Here is a 19,256-nt window from a genome sequence, read left to right on the forward strand (position 1 = left end):
TCCGACCGTGTTATTGTGGTGTCAGGGTCAGGCGTAAATCGTCACCGACCTGGCGGACATCACTGAAACGGAAGGCAGGTGCGTCAGCCAGCTGGCTTAGTCCCGGCAGCTGACACAGCCCGCGTCCTTCATGACCTAACAGCTTAGGCGCCAGATAAACAATCAGTTCATCGACCAGTCCGGCCTGCAACAGGGCACCGGCCAGCGTGGCGCCCGCTTCAACCCAGACGCTGTTAATCTGTCGCTGTCCCAGCAGCATCATCATCGCCACCAGGTCCAGCTGCTGTTCGCGCAGCGGAACAGCGATTTGCGTCACGTCAGCGGGCCAGCTCTGCTGATCGGGCTGATGACGCATCAGCCAGGTTTCGCCTGGCTGCTCAATGAGCCGATGCAGCGGCGTCACGCGATTCTGGCTGTCGATAACCACCCGCACCGGCTGACGCAGTTGCTGCTCATCAAGCAGTGCCTGGCTCTCTGCATTGAGTTCAGACCAGCGTACCGTCAGGGAAGGATCGTCCGCCAGCACCGTGGCGCTGCTGCTGAGAATGGCGGCGCTCTGCGCACGCAGGCGCTGCACATCACGACGGGCAGCCGGCGAGGTTATCCACTGACTTTCGCCGCTGGCCATTGCCGTTCTGCCATCCAGAGAGGCACCCAGCTTGAGCTGGATCCAGGGGAAGCCAGTGCGCATGCGTTTGAGGAAACCGCGATTCAGCGCCTCCGCTTCGGGCATCATCAGACCGTGGCTGACCTCAATGCCCGCCTGATGCAGACGGTGCAGTCCGCGACCCGCTACCTGCGGATTCGGATCCTGCATGGCGGCCACGACACGGGTAACGCCAGCGGCGATCAGCGCATCACAGCAAGGTGGCGTACGGCCATGATGGCTGCAGGGTTCCAGCGTGACATAGGCGGTTGCGCCACGCGCTTTCTCGCCCGCCATGCGCAGGGCGTGGACTTCAGCATGCGGTTCACCGGCGCGCTGATGCCAGCCCTCACCGACCACCTCGCCATCGCGCACAATCACGCAGCCCACATTGGGGTTCGGCATCGTCGTAAAGCGGCCGCGTCGCGCCAGTTCCAGCGCACGCGCCATGTAAAGTTCATCCATGGTTTAATCCTGTAACCGGGCGATCTCTTCGCCAAAATCACGAATGTCTTCAAAGCTGCGGTAAACCGAGGCAAAGCGGATGTAGGCGACTTTATCGAGCTTCTTCAGCTCATCCATCACCAGATTGCCAATCAGTTTACTGGGGATCTCACGTTCACCGGTGGCACGCAGCTGGGTTTTAATATGGTTTACGGCGCTTTCAACCGCATCGGCGCTGACCGGACGCTTCTCAAGCGCTTTCATCATCCCGCTGGCCATTTTGTCTTCATTAAAGGGTTCGCGCACGTCATTGCTTTTCACCACGCGTGGCATCACCAGTTCCGCCACCTCGAAGGTGGTAAAACGCTCATGACACATCAGACACTGGCGGCGGCGGCGCACCGAAGAGCCTTCACTAACCAGACGAGAATCAATCACTTTGGTGTCCACAGCGGAGCAGAATGGGCAATGCATGACGTTTCCTGACGCGAGAGAGATGGGCCAGACAGTGTAACGCGAACTGCGAATCAACAAAATCTCTTCCGTGCCTTTCCTGTGCCACCACGCACAGCATAAATGATGTTAAATATCAGCGACGGCAAAAGGGTCTACGCTTATAGAGCCGAAAGACGGCGTATATCCACTAACACACTGGAGGTTGTATGGGTCTGTTTAATTTTGTGAAAGAAGCCGGTGAAAAATTATGGGATGCCGTGAATGGCGGCGATGACCAGAATAAAAAGCTGCAGGATCACATCAACAAGCTCGGTTTACCCGACAGCGACAAAGTGGATGTGAAGGTCAATGGCGATACCGTGACCGTGACGGGCGATGGCCTTTCCCAGGAGCTGAAAGAGAAGATTCTGATCGCAGCCGGTAACGTTGCAGGCATCACCAAAGTGGAAGATAAGGTGACCGTGACAGACAGCGCGGCCGAGTCAGAACTTTACACCGTGAAAAAAGGCGACACGCTGAGCGCAATTTCCAAACAGGTTTATGGAAATGCCAACGAATACAACAAGATTTTCGAAGCAAATAAGCCAATGCTCTCTCATCCTGATAAGATCTATCCTGGCCAGGTTTTACGTATTCCAAAATAACGGACAAGGATAACTTATGAGCAGGATGGTTTGGGTTCCGGTGGCGCTCTCTCTGGTGATGCTGAGCGGTTGCAGCAGTAGCGCCAGCAACCCGCAGGTCAGAGAGCTGCATCAGGAAGTGAGTCAGCTTAATCAGCAGATGCAGCACCTGACCACGCAGGCCAGCGCGCTGGAGATTCAGGGGCAGCTAAACAGCCATTCGCAGCAAGGCGCGTGGCTGATCCCGCAGGCGAACACGCCGGTGGCGCTGCAAACCCAGCTCGGCACGCTGCGACTGACGCTCTCGCCTGTCACCGCTGAAGCCAGCGGCTCGCGGGCAACCCTGACGGTTCGCTCAATGGACGATCGCCCTTTGCCCGCCCTGCACGCTACGGTGAACTGGGGCGAACTCGATCCGGCAACCGGTAAACCACTGAGTAACGGCAGTCTGAGTCAGACAATAGCGGTCCCTGCCTCGCTGTTGCCCCAGCATTCGGTGAGCATACCGCTGCAACTCAGCGGCCTCACGCCGGATCAATCAGGTTATGTCCGCGTGCATAACGTCACCGGCGACGCACCTGCCCAGACCTCCCCTGCTGCACCCTGATCACAGGTGCAAAAAAAAACGGGCAGCCACATGGCTGCCCGTTTTTATTTCTCTGCGGCGATTAAGGCAGGATAGAAGGCTGATCGGCGCCCTCTTTCTCGACTTTCTGCACCAGCATATGTTCACGCTTCATGCCCAGCTTCAGCGCCAGCGCCGAAGAGACATAAATCGATGAAATCGTACCAATCGTCACACCAATCAGCATGGTCAGTGAGAAGCCTTTCAGCAGCGCACCACCAAACACGAAGAGGATGAGGATCATCGCCAGCGTGGTCAGCGAGGTAATCAGCGTACGGCTTAACGTCTGGGTCAGTGACACGTTAGTAATATCATAAGAGCTGCCGCGACGGATCTTGCGGAAGTTTTCACGAATACGGTCCGACACCACGATTTTATCGTTAAGCGAGTAGCCAATCACCGACATCAGTGAGGCAACAATCGTCAGGTCGATTTCAATGCGGAACAGCGCCAGCAGGCCGCAGGTGATGATCACGTCATGCGCCAGCGCCAGCACGGTACCCAGCGCCAGACGCCACTCAAAGCGAAAACCGATGTAGATCAGAATCGCAATCAGCGCGGACAACAGCGCCATCGCACCCGCCTGCGCCAGGTCGCTGCCCACACTCGGACCCACGAACTCAATGCGCTTAACGGTAGCATTCTGCTGGGTGGTCTGGTTAATGACCGACACCACTTTATTGCCTAACTCGGTGCCCGCCGGGCCGGTAACCGGTGCCATACGCACCATGACGTCACGGCTGCTGCCAAAGTTCTGCACCAGCGGCTCGTCAAAGCCCGCTTTCACCAGATCACCACGCAGGACTTCAAGATCGGCCGGTTTTTCCAGCGCGATCTCAATCACCGTACCACCGGTGAAATCGAGGCCCCAGTTAAAACCACGCACACCCACGATAGCAATCGCGGCGAGAATCAGCAGTCCCGAAATGATGAAGGCCAGCTTATCCCAGCGCATAAAGTCGACGACTTTACGCCCGTGGTTCAACTGCTCAATGTTATATTCCTGTGCCACAACGCACTCCTCAGATAGACAGCTTGTTGATGCGTTTGCCACCGTAAACCAGGTTAACAATGGCACGGGTACCGACAATCGCGGTGAACATTGAGGTTGCGATACCAATTGCGGTGGTAATAGCAAAGCCTTTGATCGAACCGGTGCCGACTGCATAAAGAATGATAACTTTGATCAGGGTGGTCACGTTCGCATCGACAATACTGGAGAAGGCGCCTTTATAGCCCTCATGAATTGCCTGCTGAACCGAGCGCCCGTTACGCAGCTCTTCTTTAATACGTTCGTTAATCAGCACGTTGGCATCCACCGCCACCGCCAGCGTTAACACGATACCGGCAATACCCGGCATGGTCAGGGTCGCACCCGGCAACAGCGACATAATGCCGACAATCAGCACCAGGTTAACCAGCAGCGCGCTGGTCGCAATCAGACCAAACTTCTTGTAGAACACCACCATAAACAGGATCGACGCAAGCAGACCCCACAGGCAGGCTTCCAGACCCTGAGTAATGTTCTGCTGACCCATGGTCGGCCCGATAGTACGCTCTTCCACAATCTGGATGGGCGCAATCAACGCACCGGCACGTAGCAGCAGCGAGAGCTGACGCGCTTCGTTCGGGTTATTGATACCGGTGATACGGAAGCTGTTCCCCAGACGAGACTGGATATTAGCGACGTTAATCACCTCTTCCTGTTTCACCAGAATTGAACGGCCATTGGCATCTTTCTTACCGCTGTCTTTGTACTCCACAAACAGGGTCGCCATCGGCTTGCCGATGTTGTCCTTGGTGAAGTTCGACATGATGTTACCGCCTGCGCCATCCAGTGAAATGTTCACCTGTGGCTGGTTGTACTCATCCATGCTGGAAGTCGAGTCGGTGATGTGGTCACCGGTCAGGATCACCCGCTTGTAGAGCACCACCGGCTGGCCATCACGCATGTCTTTAACTTCAGAGTCACCCGGTACACGACCACTGGCCGCTACGGTTGGATCCACGCTGGTGTTTACCAGACGGAATTCCAGCGTCGCCGTTGCACCCAGAATCTCTTTAGCGCGTGCCGTATCCTGAATACCCGGCAGCTCAACTACGATGCGATCGGAACCCTGACGCTGTACCAGCGGTTCGGCCACGCCCAGCTGGTTCACACGGTTACGCAGAATAGTAATGTTCTGCTGAACCGCATATTCACGCGCTTCGCTGAGACGAGCATCGCTCATGGTGGCACGCAGGGCATCGCTGCCGCTGCTGTTGATCACCAGATCCTGATGACGCGAGGTCAGCCAGGAGATCGCCGCATCGCGGCTGGCTGCGTCACGGAAACGAATTTCCACGCCGTAGTTCGCGATTTTGTTGACGGTGGTGTAAGGGATACTTTTAGTGCGCAGGTCGCTACGCAGCGAGTCAGCATTCTGCTCCTGCAGTTTGCCGAGTGCGGTGTCCATGTCCACTTCCATCAGGAAGTGCACACCACCACGCAGATCGAGACCGAGTTTCATCGGTTCTGCTGACAGCATCGACAGCCAGCGAGGCGTGGCTGGCGCGAGGTTCAGCGCAACAACGTAGTTTTCACCCAGCGCTTTCATGATCGCTTCACGGGCGCGTAACTGCACATCCGTATTATTGAAGCGCGCGGTAATCGCACCATTTTCCAGCGCAACTGATTTGCTCTGGATATTGTCTTGTTTTAATGCGGACTGAATTTGATCCAACGTCTGCTCACTGGCGGCGCTTCCGCGCGCACCAGTGATTTGAACGGCCGGATCCTCACCATACAGGTTGGGAAGCGCATAGAGCAGGCCGACGAGAATCACGACGACCAGCATCACGTACTTCCACAAAGGATAACGATTTAACACGGCAGTTCCCTTAGGGAAGAAAGAATTACAGCGCCTTAATAGTGCCTTTAGGCAGCACGGCGGCGACGAAATCACGTTTAATGACGACTTCATTGGTGTCATTCAGCGCGATAGCTACGTAGCCCGTGTCAGAGACTTTTGTTACGCGGCCTACAAGGCCACCGCTGGTCAGCACTTCATCACCCTTAGAGATAGAATCCATCAGCTTCTTGTGCTCTTTCGCACGTTTCTGCTGCGGACGCAGGATCATGAAATAGAAAATCAGACCAAACACCACCAGCATGATCACCAGAGAATACGGACTTCCCTGAGACGGTGCGCCTGCTGCGGCCACGGCGTCAGAAATGAAAAAGCTCATTAAATTTCCCTCATTGATGAATTATCAGACGTTAAAGGCGGAACTTCTTTGCCCGTCCGTTGGTAGAACTCGTTTACAAAGCGCTCTAATTTACCCTCTTCGATGGCCTGGCGTAAACCTGCCATCAGGCGCTGGTAATAGCGCAAATTGTGGATAGTGTTCAGACGCGCGCCCAGTATTTCGTTACAACGGTCGAGATGATACAAGTAGGCACGACTATAATTGCGACAGGTGTAACAATCACACTCCGCATCCAGTGGCGCAGTGTCATCTTTGTATCTGGCGTTGCGGATTTTCACCACACCCTCAGTCACAAACAGATGACCATTTCGGGCATTACGGGTCGGCATCACGCAGTCAAACATATCGACGCCGCGACGGACGCCCTCAACCAGATCTTCTGGCTTGCCGACACCCATCAGATAACGCGGTTTATCCTGCGGAAGCTGCGGACAGACGTGCTCAAGAATACGGTGCATGTCCTGCTTAGGCTCACCCACCGCCAGGCCGCCCACAGCGTACCCATCAAAGCCAATCTCTACCAGACCTTTCACCGAGACATCTCGTAAATCTTCGTAAACCGAGCCCTGAATAATGCCAAATAGCGCATTTTTATTGCCCAGGCTGTCAAAACGGTCACGACTGCGTTGCGCCCAGCGCAGCGACATCTCCATCGAGCGTTTGGCGTAGTCCCAGTCCGCCGGATAGGGCGTACATTCATCGAAAATCATCACGATGTCGGAACCGAGGTCGTACTGAATCTCCATCGATTTTTCCGGATCGAGGAAGATCGGGTCGCCGTTGATCGGGTTACGGAAATGCACGCCCGCTTCGGTGATTTTACGGATGTCGCCCAGGCTGAAGACCTGGAAGCCGCCGGAGTCGGTCAGGATCGGCCCTTTCCACTGCATAAAGTCATGCAGATCGCCATGCAGTTTCATGATCTCCTGGCCCGGACGCAGCCAGAGGTGGAAGGTATTGCCCAGAATGATCTGCGCGCCGGTCTCCTGCACTTCTTCCGGCGTCATGCCTTTAACGGTGCCATAGGTGCCAACAGGCATAAACGCAGGGGTTTCCACCACACCGCGATCAAAAATCAGACGGCCACGGCGTGCGCGCCCGTCTGTGGTATCAAGTTCAAATTTCACAAAGCCTCCATCGGAGAAACAGTCCGATGCAGATAACCTTCAGTCGCTCTCAGTCGATTCCGGCTATCGGTTAATAAATCAGTCGCCCACTTTTTCCAGCGGCGCCTGCGGATTTTTGCTGATAAACATCGCGTCACCATAACTGAAGAAACGATATTGCTCAGCCACGGCTGCGCGGTACGCGGCCATGGTGTGCTGATAACCGGCAAACGCCGAGACCAGCATAATCAGAGTCGATTCGGGCAGATGGAAATTGGTGATTAGCGCATCGATCACCTGATACTCATAGCCCGGATAGATAAAAATCTGGGTATCGTCGAAGAACGGCGCAATCAGGGCATCCTGACTCGCTTTGGCGGCGCTCTCCAGCGAACGGACAGAGGTGGTGCCGACAGCGACCACCTTATTGCCGCGTGCTTTACAGGCCAGCACCGCATCAACAACCTCCTGCGGCACTTCGGCATATTCAGCATGCATGTGATGCTCTTCGATGTTGTCGACGCGTACTGGCTGGAAGGTTCCCGCACCGACATGCAGCGTCACAAACGCCATCTCAATGCCCTTCTCTTTCAGCGCCTGCAGCAGCGGTTCATCAAAATGCAGACCGGCGGTCGGTGCCGCAACGGCACCCGGTCGGGCACTGTAAACCGTCTGATAGAGCTCGCGATCCGCCTCTTCATCCGGACGGTCGATATAAGGCGGCAGAGGCATATGGCCGACGCTGTTGAGGATGTCGAGCACCGCGCGCTCATCATCAAACACAATCTCAAACAGCGCATCGTGACGCGCCACCATCGTCGCTTTCACGCTCTCGTCTTCGCCCAGCAGCAGTTCTGCTCCCGGCTTCGGCGCTTTCGAGGCGCGCACATGGGCCAGCACACGCTTGTCGCCGAGCATCCGCTCCACCAGCATCTCGATTTTGCCGCCACTGGCTTTGCGGCCAAAGACGCGCGCCGGAATCACACGGGTGTTGTTGAACACCAGCAGATCGCCCGGATTCAGCTTATCCAGCACGTCGGTGAACACACCGTGCGACAGCGTCCCGCTGGGACCATCGAGCGACAGCAGACGACAGCCGCTGCGCTGCGCCTGGGGATAGTGAGCAATCAGGGATTCGGGCAGTTCAAAAGCAAAATCGGCGACACGCATGAAAGAGTTCTTTCTCAGGCAAAAACAGGCGGCACAGTTTAGCGGAAAATCGACCAATTCTGAACAACTGGCTGCGCAAAGGCAGTTCAGCCTATAATGCGGCATGAACTTTCTTGCTCATCTCCATCTGGCTAAGCTGGCCGACAGCTCCTTACTCGGCAATTTAATGGCCGATTTTGTGCGTGGCAACCCGCACCAGCACTGGTCTGCGCCCGTCGCGGACGGCATTCTGATGCACCGTCGTCTCGATGTGATGACCGATGCGCTGCCGGAAGTGCGCAGCGCCCGTCAGCTATTCCGTGCCGAAACCTATCGCGTGGCACCCATTACGCTGGACGTCATCTGGGACCATTTTCTGGCCCGGCACTGGCAGCACTTCACGCCCGGCCAGACGCTGGTGCACTTTTCTGCCGCCGCCGAGCGCGAGATCATGCCGCAACTGGCAGACACCCCCATCGAGTTTCAGGAACTCAACGCGGTGATGTGGCGCGAGCGCTGGTTTGAGCATTATGCCCAGCCCGCGCGGCTGGAGCGGGTGCTGCACGGCATGGCCAGCCGCCGTCCACGCCTGGCAGCCCTGCGCGACTCCTACCACGATTTCACGCAACACTATGATCAGCTGGAAGCGCTGTTTTTTGTTTTTTATCCGCGTTTAATGGCGCTGGCGACCAGCAGAACCCTGTAAAACCCGATCCTCTGCTGCCGGGCTGGCGGACGCCAGCTTTCGCCCGCCGGGAAAGCGCCTCACCCGACCCCGCACCATCTTGCCATTGCTGCCTATCTGCGGCTTAATGAAGCCTTTCTTAACAATAGTTAAGTAAATATCACAGCCAGACCGCCTGTTCAGGCGTGCCTTCCGTTCGTTTTGACAAAAAGACATAAGAGGAAAAGATGTCATCCGCTTCGCATTCTGAAATTGACGCGCGTTACCGTTACGCCTGCGACATCGCCCGTGCGGCGGCCAGCCGGGCTTATTCGTGGTATCAGCAGCGTCAGACACTGGTGGTGGAACACAAAAGGGATTTGCAGGACGTGGTCAGCGAGGCTGATCGTAACGTTGAGGCATTGATTAAGACATTAATCGCTGAGCGCTTTCCTGACGATGCTGTCTATGGCGAAGAGAGCGGTGGTGAGGTTCAGGGCGCGCCCTTTATCTGGGTGGTCGATCCCATCGACGGCACCGCCTGCTTCGTCAACGGCCTGCCTAACTGGTGCGTCTCGCTGGCGGTGGTCTGTGACGGCGAACCGGTGATCGGCGTGGTCTGCGATCCCAATCATCAGGAGCTGTTTCACGCACGAGCAGGTCAGGGTGCGTGGGTTAATGAGAGCCGTCTCCAGGTTCATGGCGCGACGCATCTCAACGAGGGTTTGCTCGGCATCAGCAACTCCAGTCGCACCCCTGCCGAAAGCGTCTCGCGCCTGATTAGCGGCTTAACTGAACAGGGTGGCATGTTTATTCGCATCGGTTCTGGCGCGCTGACCAGCGCCTGGGCGGCCGCCGGGCGACTGATTGGCTACTATGAAGCGCATATGCATCCCTGGGATAGTCTGCCGGGCATCGTCCTGATGCGCGAAGCGGGCGGCGTCACTAATGATTATCTGCGCAACGAGGGGCTAAAAAACGGCAACCCGGTGTTGCTGGCCAATGCGACTCTTTATCCAAAAATCAAAGCGCTGACCGGTAATCGCGCGCTGGAGGAGTAAATGACGCTGCCAGGCCTGTACCGCTGCGCGCTAATCCTCTGTTCTCTCTGGCTGTTAAGTCCGGTGTCACAGGCGGCGGATTACCAGCTGGAGAAGGTGGTCGAACTGAGCCGTCACGGTGTCCGTCCGCCCACCCCCGGTAATCGCAAAGAGATTGAAGCCGCCAGCCAGCAACCCTGGACGCAGTGGACCACCGCCGATGGTGAGCTGACCGGTCATGGCTACAGCGCGGTGGTCAATAAAGGACGCTGGCAAGGCGAGCACTATCGCCATCTCGGCCTGCTGGGCGCGGGCTGTCCTGATGCAGCACAGGTCTACGTGCGCGCCAGTCCGCTGCAGCGCACCCGTGCCACGGCCGCAGCGCTGACTGACGGGACCTTTCCCGGCTGCGGCGTGCCGGTGCATCACGTCGCGGGCGATGTCGATCCGCTGTTCCAGAGTGAAAAGCTGACGGTCACCCACACCGATCCTGCTCAGGAGCTGGCAGCTAAGCAGCAGAAAGCGGGCGATCTGGCGCGGCTGCAACAGCAGTTGCAACCCGCCATTCAGCAGCTGAAAGCCGCCGTCTGCCCGCCCGCGACTGACTGCCCCCTCTTTGATGCGCCCTGGTCGTTCCGGCAAACCCGTAACGGCAACACATACGTTTACGGGCTGAGTGTGATGGCAAGCATGGTGGAGACGCTGCGACTGGGCTACAGCGAAAACCTGCCGTGGGATCAGCTCGCCTGGGGACACATCATATCGGCCGCGCAGATCACCACGCTGCTGCCGCTGCTGACCGCAAACTACGATCTCAGCAACGACGTGCTCTATCAGGCACAGCGCCGTGGCTCAATATTGCTCAACGCCCTGCTGGAGGCGATTGCTTCCGATAGCGCGCCGGGCCGCTGGCTGATTCTGGTGGCACATGACACTAATATTGCGATGGTGCGCACCCTGATGGGCTTTAGCTGGCAGTTGCCTGGCTATTCGCGCGGCAACATTCCACCGGGCAGTAGTCTGGTGCTGGAGCGCTGGCGCGACACCCACAGCGGCGAACGTTTTTTGCGGCTCTATTTCCAGGCGCAGAGTCTGGATGGGATTCGTCAGTTACAACCGATTGATGATAAACATCCGTTATTACGTCAGGAGTGGCATCAGCCCGACTGCAGAATCACCGATGTCGGCGTGCTCTGCCCTTATCAATCCACGCTGATTCAGTTGCGGAAAAAGCTGGATGACAGCGCTGTGCTACCGGTTTCGGTTATATTGCCCTGAGTCTGTGGCTAATCAAATTCAGGCCGCAGCATCAACGCGGCCTGAATAATGTTAACCGCTGTTAATTAACGCCATTCCGACCTTTTCTTATTTAAATCGCCTGACTATCAGCGCCACTCGTTTTGTTTTACGATAGACCCGTCAATCATCCCTTTATTAACTATTTTCCTGTAATTCTTGAGTATTTCGGCGACTGGTTTCGCCGTTTTTTATTTCTTACACGCCCCGCTACTGCTGCCCGCCAGCGCCTGTGTGACTGCACGCTCACTTCTCTGAATCTCCCTTATCGCCCCTGCCCGGTTATCACTATCGGCCACATTCACTGCCAATTAAAATACGCATTCATGGATATAAACCGGGACATAAACTTATTTCGCAGGCAGGCGTTTTGCTCCTGATAACAGGATTCCATATTGTGGATTGGGTCACATAAATAATCAGATGAGCAGGAATATAAAAGCGCGGGAAATAGCGTGTTCTGCTCCCCCACGAATGAGAGAGCAGAACAGGAGATTAGCGGACTTTACGAACCAGCTTATAGCCCAGCAGCAGCACCACTATCCACACCATACCGACATAGAGGGAAATGCGGGTATCGGGGAAATAGCCAATCAGACCGATAATAAAGCAGAGAAAGGCTATGCCGACGCCAGCAGTCCAGCTGCCGCCTGGCAGCGCAAACTGCAGCTTACTGGCAGCCTCTTTGCCAATTTTGCGACGGAACGCGATCTGCGACAGCAGAATCATGATCCAGACCCACACTGTTGCAAAGGTCGCCAGCGAGGCGATCACCAGGAAGACTTTTTCCGGCATCAGGTAGTTGAGATAAACCGCAATCAGCATGGCGAACATCATCACCACCACCGTCACCCACGGAATCCCGCGCGAAGAGACCTTCATAAAGACCTTCGGCGCATGTCCCTGCTGCGCCATCCCGTGCAGCATGCGGCCCACGCCAAACACATCGCTGTTAATCGCCGAGAGTGACGCGGTCAGCACCACAAAATTGAGGATAGAGGCGGCCGCCGCAATGCCCAGATGCTGGAAGGTCAGCACAAACGGGCTGCCCGAGGTGCCCACCTGATTCCACGGGTAGATCGACATAATCACAAACAGCGTGCCGACGTAGAACACCAGAATGCGCCACGGCACCGAGTTGATGGCGCGCGGAATCGACTTCTCCGGATCTTTCGCTTCACCGGCGGTGATACCGATGATTTCGATGCCACCATAGGCAAACATCACCATCTGCAGCGACAGCAGCATACCGACTACGCCGTGCGCAAAGAAGCCGCCGTTAGTCCAGAGATTGTGGATGCCGGTCGGCTGGCCGCCGTTGCCGAGACCCCAGATGATCATGCCGAAACCGGCCAGAATCATCACGATAATGGTGGCGACTTTGAAGAAGGAGAACCAGAACTCCACTTCGCCGAACACCTTCACGCTCATCAGATTGACGGCACCGATGATCAGCACCACGCTCAGCACCCAAATCCAGTGCGGCACCTCAGGGAACCAGACGCCCATATAGATGCCGAACGCCGTGACATCCGCAATCGCCACGATCAGGATTTCAAAACAGTACGTCCAGCCGGTGATGTAGCCTGCCATCGGCCCAAGATAGTCCTGCGCGTAACGTGAGAAGGAGCTGGCCTGAGGATTATTAACGGACATCTCACCCAGTGCGCGCATGATGATGTAAGCCACTGCCCCGCCGATGATATAGGCGAGCAGCACGCTCGGTCCGGCCATTTTTATCGCGTCAGCGGAACCGTAGAACAGCCCGGTGCCAATCGCCGATCCCAGCGCCATAAAGCGGATGTGGCGCGTGCTCAGTCCGCGTTTGAGCTTGTTGGTTTCTTGCATAACAACCTGTACCTGTGAAATGAAAAAACCACGGGCAGGCCCGTGGTTAAAGAAAAATCAGTGCTCTCTGCTACGAGTGAACGGTCACCTGTTCCGGCCCTTTCACCCGATCAATAACAGCGGCAATCAGCAGCATCACCAGCGACGGCGGCAACCAGGCGAGACCCTGATCGGCCAGCGGCAGATTCTGACTGAAAGCGGGCAGCAAATCTTTAAACCCGGTGGTTTTAATCGCATCAACAATACCGAACAGCAAGCTGATTAACATGGCTGGCGCGATAATCCGGCTGCTCTTATTCCACCAGTTGAGAGTGAAACTCAGCACCACCAGCACGATACAGGGCGGATAAATCGCCGTCAGTACCGGGATGGAGATCTGAATCAGGTGGCTCAGGCCGAGATTCGACACCACCATGGAGAACAGACCCAGAATAAACACCAGCGTTTTATACGATAACGGCAGGTATTGCGCAAAAAATTCCGCACAGGCACAGGTCAGGCCTACGGCGGTCACCATACAGGCGACGAAGATCAGCGCGGCAAGGAAGAAGCTGCCCATGTTGCCAAAGGTGTGCTGAACATACGCGTGCAGAATCGCTGCGCCGTTAGCGTTTTGATCCACCAGCGCACCGCTGCCCGCGCCCAGCTTAAACAGGCAGAGGTAGACCAGCGTCAGGCCCAGACCGGCGATTAACCCTGCCAGCACGGTATAACGGGTCAGCAGCGCGGCATTATCGACGCCACGCGAACGGGCGGCGTTGACAATTACGATACCAAATACCAGCGCGCCCAGCGTATCCATGGTCAGATAGCCATTGACGAAACCGCTGGAAAAGGCCGCACGCTGATAATCAGCGGTAGCCGGAACCGTGCCGCCAGCAGGCCACACCAGGGCAGCAACGCCCAGCACGGTCAGCGCAATAATTTTTAATGGCGCAAGGAAGTGCCCTACCGTGTCGAGTAGCTTGCCGGGATAGAGCGATACGCCAATCACCAGCGTGAAGTAAATCAGGCTATAGATAAACAGCGGCAGCGCGCCATCACCGGTCAGCGGGGCAATACCCATCTCAAACGAGACCGTGGCCGTACGCGGTGTGGCAAACAGCGGCCCGACAGCCAGATAGCAAACGGTGGCCAGCACGATGCCAGCGACCTTGCCAATCGGGGTGCTGAGCGCATCCACGCCGCCGCCGACGCGGGCCAGCGCGATCACGGTCATCACGGGCAGACCGACTGCGGTAATCAGAAAACCAATCGCGGCAGTCCAGACGTGTTCGCCAGACTGAATACCGACCATGGGCGGGAAAATGATGTTGCCCGCGCCAACAAACAGGGCGAATGTCATAAAGCCCAGCGCGAGAATGTCCTTCGAAGTTAAACGATGTGTCATACGGCCTGTCACTGATGTTGCGGTGGAAGTTGGGTTAGTGTTGTCCCCTCGCTGCGTGTAAACCGCGACCAGGCTGAAAATGTCAGCGCATTATGCTCGTCGCAGGGTAAAGCACAGGTGATTTGAGCTGCTTTTATTCTGTTCACAGAGGGATGGATCGACAACGGCGCTAAGTAAAACGTTTATAGCGGTGAAAGGCAATACGGGATCGGAAAACCAGAAGGTTATGCCGCCATTTTTTCAAAAGGCAGTGGATAGCGTTAATTTTTGCAGCAGGCACACAAGATGATGTGCCTAAATAATAGACAGAGCGCGAGAAATCCCCGCATAAACGGGCCTGAAGATACACAAAAGGCGCGTTTTACGCGCCTGTCTGCACAACGTTACAGCACTACCAGACCTGATTCGCGATATCGACCACTAAGCGAATCTTCTGCCACTGCTGCGCTTCGGTCAGGCTGTTGCCCTCTTCGGTTGAGGCAAAACCACACTGCGGACTGAGGCAGATTTGATCCAGGCTGACATACTGCGCCGCCTCTTCCAGCCGGTTTTTCACCTGCGCTGGATCCTCCAGTTCTCCCACTTTGGTCGTAATCAGACCCAGCACCACCTGCTGATGACCTGGCTTAATGTAACGCAGTGGTTCAAAACCGCCGGAACGGGCGTTGTCATACTCCAGGAAGAAGGCATCCACGTTGACGCTGCCGAACAGGATTTCTGCGACCGGCCCATAGCCGCCTTCAGAGATCCAGGTTGAGCGGAAGTTGCCGCGACAGACATGCAGACCCACGGTCAGATCGGCAGGTTTACCTTCCAGCGCTTTATTCAACACCTGAGCATAAGTCTGTGCCAGCTGGTCAGGATCGTCGCCACGCGCACGGATATCACGCTTCTGATCTTCAGAACAGAGGTAAGCCCAGACGGTATCATCCAGTTGCAGATAGCGGCAGCCCGCGTCATAAAACGCCTGAATAGCCGCTTTGTAGGTCTGCGCCAGATCGTCGAAGTAGTCTGCCAGATCGGGATAGACTTCCGCGTCGATCACCTTACGGCCACCACGGAAGTGCAGCACGCTGGGGCTGGGAATGGTCATCTTCGGCACCGCATCACCGGCAATACTCTGCAGGAAGCGGAAATGCGCCAGCATCGGATGATCCGCCGGGAAACCGAGTTTGCTCACCACTTTCACGCCATGCGCTTTGGTCTGCACGCCATTAAACTGAATGCCCTGCTCCGCTTCATAGCGCTCTACGCCATTCAGGCCATAGAAGAAGTCGAAGTGCCACCAGCCGCGACGAAATTCGCCATCAGTGACCACTTTCAGGCCATTTTCCCGCTGTTTCGCCACCACATCGCGAATCGCATCATCTTCAACCTGACGCAGGGCCGCCGCATCAATCTCTCCGGCTGCAAACTGTTCGCGCGCCTGCTTAATGGCGGCGGGACGCAGAAAGCTGCCAACGGTATCGGCACGGAACGGGGCGGTTTCTCTTTGCATGATCACTCCTGTCTCTCCTGCCATTAATGACGGCAGGAAATAGTTGCATCCTGATATAAATAGCCATCTGGATGGCTACATGTCTGAACACAGAGTGGCATGAGCGGCTTTCTTCTGCAACTGAAGAAAATTCAGTGATGATGAAAAAAATTCACGTGTGGGAGATTAACGCAGCGCGGCGCGCGCCTGCGTCATCTGACTGTCAGAGAGCGGCAGATAGCCCGCTTCACTGACCCGCCGCTGTCCCTGCGCCGAAAGTACCTGCTGCAGAAACGCGGCCACCAGCGGCGGCAAAGGTTTGCCGGGCGCTTTATTCACGTAGAGATAGAGCGGGCGCGCCCAGGGATAACGGCCACTGCGGATGGCATCGGCATCCGGGGTAATCGCCTGCCCCTGATCATTCATCACCGCCAGCATTTTTACGCCGCTGAGATGAAAGCCAAAACTGGCGTAGCCGATGCTGCGTGAATTACCGGCCACCGCCTGCACCACTGCGGCCGAGCCGGGAAACTCCGCCACGTCGCTGCGAAAATCACCTTTACACAGCGCCTGCTGCTTGAAGAAACCCCATGTGCCGGAGGCGGAGTTACGTCCATAGCGCTGAATCGGCCGTTTGCTCCACTGCGCGCCGGTTAAGCCGAGATCGCCCCAGCGCAGCGGCACGCTGTGTGCGCCACACAGACGGGTAATCGAGAAGATGGCATCGAGCTGTCGCGGTTCAATCTGCTGTAGCGGATTGCGCTGATTCACCACTACCACCAGCGCATCCATAGCCACCGGAACCGCCAGCGGCGGATAGCCGTAGCGCGCCTCAAAGGCCTGGCGTTCATCTGCCTGCATCGGGCGGCTCATCGGACCGAGTTGTGCTGCACCCGCCGCCAGCGCGGTCGGCGCAGTAGAAGAGCCGGAGGCCTGAACCTGGACATTGACGCCCGGCGCCTGGCGACTGAAATCTTCGCCCCACAGCGTCATCAGATAACCCAGCGTATCGGATCCGACGCTGCTGAGATTGCCGGAGAGCGCGCCGGGCTGGGCCAGTGCCAGGCCCGGCAGCAGAGTAACGATCAACAAAAGAAGGATGCGCATCAGGGAGATCCGGCAGCGATTAATGAACGGCATTCTCCTGCATCACGCTGCTGACAATCAACCTCGCTGGCAGCGTAAAGGTAAAACAGGTCTCCTTGTGCGGCACGCTGGTGATATCGAGCCGGGCGTTATGGTGGCTCAGAGCATGTTTCACTATCGCCAGCCCCAGCCCGCTGCCGCCGGTCGCACGCGAACGCGCTTTATCGACCCGGTAGAAACGCTCGGTAAGACGCGGAATATGTTCTGAGGCGATGCCCGGCCCGTTATCGCACACCCGGAAAATGGCCCCCTGTTTGCCGCGCAGCCAGCTGATATCAATTCGCGTGCCATCCGGTGTGTGGTTTACCGCGTTGTAAACCAGATTGGAGATGGCGCTGCGCAGCTGTTCATCGTTGCCGAACACTTTCAGATGGGGATCGGTATGGAAATGGATGTCGTGACGGCCACCACTCAGCGTTGCCGCCTCATGCTGCAGAAGTTTCAGCATCACCGGCACATCGACCTTCTCTTTCAGATCGATTGCGGGCGCGGCTTCAATGCGCGACAGCGTCAGCAGCTGTTTGACCAGGCTGTCCATGCGGCGCGTCTGCTCCGACATAGTGTGCAGCGCTTTGCTGCGCGAAGGCTCGCTCATCACCGAGTCGTTCATCATCTCCAGATAGCCCTGCAGCACCGTGAGCGGTGTGCGCAATTCATGGCTGACATTGGCAAAGAAGTTGCGGCGCGCCCCTTCCAGCTGATGCATCTGCGTGACATCACGCGCCACCAGCAGCCACTGCCCTTCGCTGTAGGGCATGACGCGGAACTCCATGTGAAGTTTGTTGTTCAGCACCAGCGTCAGCGGCTTGTCGAAATCGCGCTGGCGAAGATAGCGCGAGAACTCCGGATAACGGAGCAGATTGAGGATGTTCTGGCCATTATCTTCCGGCCAGCGCAGTCCAAGATGCTGCTGCGCCAGGCCGTTACACCAGAAAATGGTGCCCTCTTCGGTAGTCAGAATCACCGCATCCGGCAGCGACTCGGCACCGCTGCGGAAACGCTTAATCAGATTGCCCAGTTCACGCCGTCGCCGCCGGTTGCGGAGCTGCATCTGGTAAAGACCATAAAACAGCGGTTCCCAGCTGGCACGCCCGGCCGGTGGCGTCATGGTGCGGTCGAGCCACAGCCAGTGCGACAGCCGCATCAGATTGTGAAAATGCCACAACAGCACCGTCAGCACGCTCAGTAGCAGCCACCAGGGCAGACCGCCGAACAGCAGGCCCAGCAGCACTGCGGGCAGACAGACCAGCAGCAGTTCTGTCAGTAATCTCTTCCAGGAGAGGCGTTCCAGCACGGTTAAGGCTCCGTTTAGTAGCGGGCAGAGAAACGATACCCTGTTCCGCGAACGGTTTGTACCATGCGATCGTGGCCGGACACTTCCAGCGCTTTACGTAAACGGCGGATGTGAACATCGACAGTACGATCTTCCACATACACATTGGTGCCCCAGACGTGGTTCAGCAGCTGTTCGCGGCTGTAAACGCGTTCCGGGTGGGTCATAAAGAAGTGCAGCAGCTTATATTCTGTCGGACCCATCTCCAGCGGCGTGGTTTCGGACATCACGCGATGTGAGGAGGGATCCAGACTCAGCCCCTGCATCTCAATCACCTCTTCCACGGCCATCGGCGAAATACGGCGCATCACCGCTTTGATCCTCGCCATCAGCTCTTTAGGTGAAAAGGGTTTGGTAATGTAATCATCGGCACCCACTTCCAGGCCGCGCACCCGATCCTCCTCTTCGCCGCGCGCGGTGAGCATCATCACCGGGATATCGCGTGTCATCGCCTCGCGTTTCAGATGTTTGATAAACTGAATACCGCTGCCACCGGGTAACATCCAGTCCAGCAAAATCAGATCGGGCCAGGGTTCAATCAGCTTGCCAACGGCGCTGTCATAATCTTCCGCCTCGATTGGCTGATAGTCGTTCTGCTCCAGAACAAAACACAACATTTCACGGATGGGGGCTTCATCCTCCACAACCAAAATGCGCTTAGCCATTATTACTCCTGCTGATTATGACGGATGTCACTGAGATTCGCGGCGCCATTATGCGTCAGATTTGTGACACTTTTATGAAAAACATAACCTGCCTGTAAC

18 protein-coding genes are annotated in these 19,256 nt (G+C 56.5%); 5 read left to right on the plus strand and 13 right to left on the minus strand.

Features of this window, described 5'->3' with window-relative positions; genetic code table 11:
• Positions 1 to 10: 10 nt before the first annotated feature.
• Positions 11 to 1,111, minus strand: coding sequence for a bifunctional diaminohydroxyphosphoribosylaminopyrimidine deaminase/5-amino-6-(5-phosphoribosylamino)uracil reductase RibD (ribD, locus tag ACXKZD_RS14870; RefSeq protein ID WP_488981703.1), 1,101 nt, complete (start codon positions 1,109 to 1,111; stop codon positions 11 to 13).
• A 3-nt stretch (positions 1,112 to 1,114) separates the two neighbouring features.
• Positions 1,115 to 1,564 (minus strand): transcriptional regulator NrdR, encoded by a 450-nt coding sequence (nrdR, locus tag ACXKZD_RS14875; protein ID WP_009091750.1) that lies wholly within the window; start codon positions 1,562 to 1,564, stop codon positions 1,115 to 1,117.
• Positions 1,565 to 1,752: 188 nt separating this feature from the next.
• Between nrdR and lysM the strand changes: the two genes are divergently transcribed.
• Positions 1,753 to 2,190, plus strand: coding sequence for a peptidoglycan-binding protein LysM (gene lysM, locus ACXKZD_RS14880; RefSeq protein WP_010671197.1), 438 nt, complete (start codon positions 1,753 to 1,755; stop codon positions 2,188 to 2,190).
• 16 nt (positions 2,191 to 2,206) lie between these two features.
• Positions 2,207 to 2,776 carry a SadB/YajI family lipoprotein gene (locus tag ACXKZD_RS14885; RefSeq protein ID WP_022626125.1) on the plus strand — a complete coding sequence of 190 codons (570 nt, stop codon included), beginning with the start codon at positions 2,207 to 2,209 and terminating at the stop codon, positions 2,774 to 2,776.
• Positions 2,777 to 2,837: 61 nt separating this feature from the next.
• On the opposite strand, the gene secF is transcribed toward ACXKZD_RS14885, so the two are convergent.
• From secF to queA, 5 genes are all read right to left on the minus strand, one after another.
• Entirely contained in the window at positions 2,838 to 3,806 is a 969-nt protein-coding gene (gene secF, locus ACXKZD_RS14890; RefSeq protein WP_010255357.1) for a protein translocase subunit SecF, read from the minus strand.
• A gap of 10 nt (positions 3,807 to 3,816) precedes the next feature.
• Positions 3,817 to 5,664 (minus strand): protein translocase subunit SecD, encoded by a 1,848-nt coding sequence (gene secD, locus ACXKZD_RS14895; protein ID WP_010255355.1) that lies wholly within the window; start codon positions 5,662 to 5,664, stop codon positions 3,817 to 3,819.
• Between the two features lie 25 nt (positions 5,665 to 5,689).
• The gene (gene yajC, locus ACXKZD_RS14900) at positions 5,690 to 6,022 is read right to left on the minus strand and encodes a preprotein translocase subunit YajC (protein ID WP_010255353.1); all 333 of its coding nucleotides are present in this window, start codon (positions 6,020 to 6,022) and stop codon (positions 5,690 to 5,692) included.
• On the minus strand, positions 6,022 to 7,170 hold the full coding sequence (gene tgt / locus ACXKZD_RS14905) for a tRNA guanosine(34) transglycosylase Tgt (protein WP_010255351.1): 1,149 nt from the start codon (positions 7,168 to 7,170) through the stop codon (positions 6,022 to 6,024). Before tgt ends, yajC begins: the two co-directional genes overlap by 1 nt.
• Before the next feature lie 78 nt (positions 7,171 to 7,248).
• Complete coding sequence (gene queA, locus ACXKZD_RS14910; RefSeq protein ID WP_488981704.1) at positions 7,249 to 8,319, minus strand: tRNA preQ1(34) S-adenosylmethionine ribosyltransferase-isomerase QueA; 1,071 nt, start codon at positions 8,317 to 8,319, stop codon at positions 7,249 to 7,251.
• Positions 8,320 to 8,422: 103 nt separating this feature from the next.
• Between queA and ACXKZD_RS14915 the strand changes: the two genes are divergently transcribed.
• The 3 genes from ACXKZD_RS14915 (at position 8,423) to ACXKZD_RS14925 (ending at position 11,280) form a co-directional block, all read left to right on the plus strand.
• Complete coding sequence (locus ACXKZD_RS14915) at positions 8,423 to 9,004, plus strand: ACP phosphodiesterase (protein WP_022626127.1); 582 nt, start codon at positions 8,423 to 8,425, stop codon at positions 9,002 to 9,004.
• Between the two features lie 206 nt (positions 9,005 to 9,210).
• Positions 9,211 to 10,023: an inositol monophosphatase family protein gene (locus ACXKZD_RS14920; RefSeq protein WP_022626128.1), complete on the plus strand. Its 813-nt coding sequence runs from the start codon at positions 9,211 to 9,213 to the stop codon at positions 10,021 to 10,023.
• Complete coding sequence (locus tag ACXKZD_RS14925; protein ID WP_346451368.1) at positions 10,024 to 11,280, plus strand: histidine-type phosphatase; 1,257 nt, start codon at positions 10,024 to 10,026, stop codon at positions 11,278 to 11,280.
• Between the two features lie 513 nt (positions 11,281 to 11,793).
• On the opposite strand, the gene proY is transcribed toward ACXKZD_RS14925, so the two are convergent.
• From proY to phoB, 6 genes are all read right to left on the minus strand, one after another.
• Positions 11,794 to 13,146, minus strand: a complete 1,353-nt coding sequence (gene proY / locus ACXKZD_RS14930) for a proline-specific permease ProY (RefSeq protein WP_346451370.1) — start codon at positions 13,144 to 13,146, stop codon at positions 11,794 to 11,796.
• Between the two features lie 70 nt (positions 13,147 to 13,216).
• The gene (gene brnQ, locus ACXKZD_RS14935) at positions 13,217 to 14,536 is read right to left on the minus strand and encodes a branched-chain amino acid transporter carrier protein BrnQ (RefSeq protein ID WP_157351629.1); all 1,320 of its coding nucleotides are present in this window, start codon (positions 14,534 to 14,536) and stop codon (positions 13,217 to 13,219) included.
• Positions 14,537 to 14,927: 391 nt separating this feature from the next.
• Positions 14,928 to 16,034, minus strand: a complete 1,107-nt coding sequence (locus ACXKZD_RS14940) for a cobalamin-independent methionine synthase II family protein (RefSeq protein WP_089414522.1) — start codon at positions 16,032 to 16,034, stop codon at positions 14,928 to 14,930.
• Positions 16,035 to 16,199: 165 nt separating this feature from the next.
• Entirely contained in the window at positions 16,200 to 17,120 is a 921-nt protein-coding gene (locus ACXKZD_RS14945; protein ID WP_031293116.1) for a PstS family phosphate ABC transporter substrate-binding protein, read from the minus strand.
• A 19-nt stretch (positions 17,121 to 17,139) separates the two neighbouring features.
• The gene (gene phoR / locus ACXKZD_RS14950) at positions 17,140 to 18,453 is read right to left on the minus strand and encodes a phosphate regulon sensor histidine kinase PhoR (RefSeq protein ID WP_010255313.1); all 1,314 of its coding nucleotides are present in this window, start codon (positions 18,451 to 18,453) and stop codon (positions 17,140 to 17,142) included.
• Between the two features lie 14 nt (positions 18,454 to 18,467).
• Positions 18,468 to 19,157, minus strand: coding sequence for a phosphate response regulator transcription factor PhoB (gene phoB, locus ACXKZD_RS14955; protein ID WP_003852491.1), 690 nt, complete (start codon positions 19,155 to 19,157; stop codon positions 18,468 to 18,470).
• Positions 19,158 to 19,256 lie beyond the last annotated feature (99 nt).

This window comes from Pantoea sp. ABR1s, from assembly GCF_057812235.1.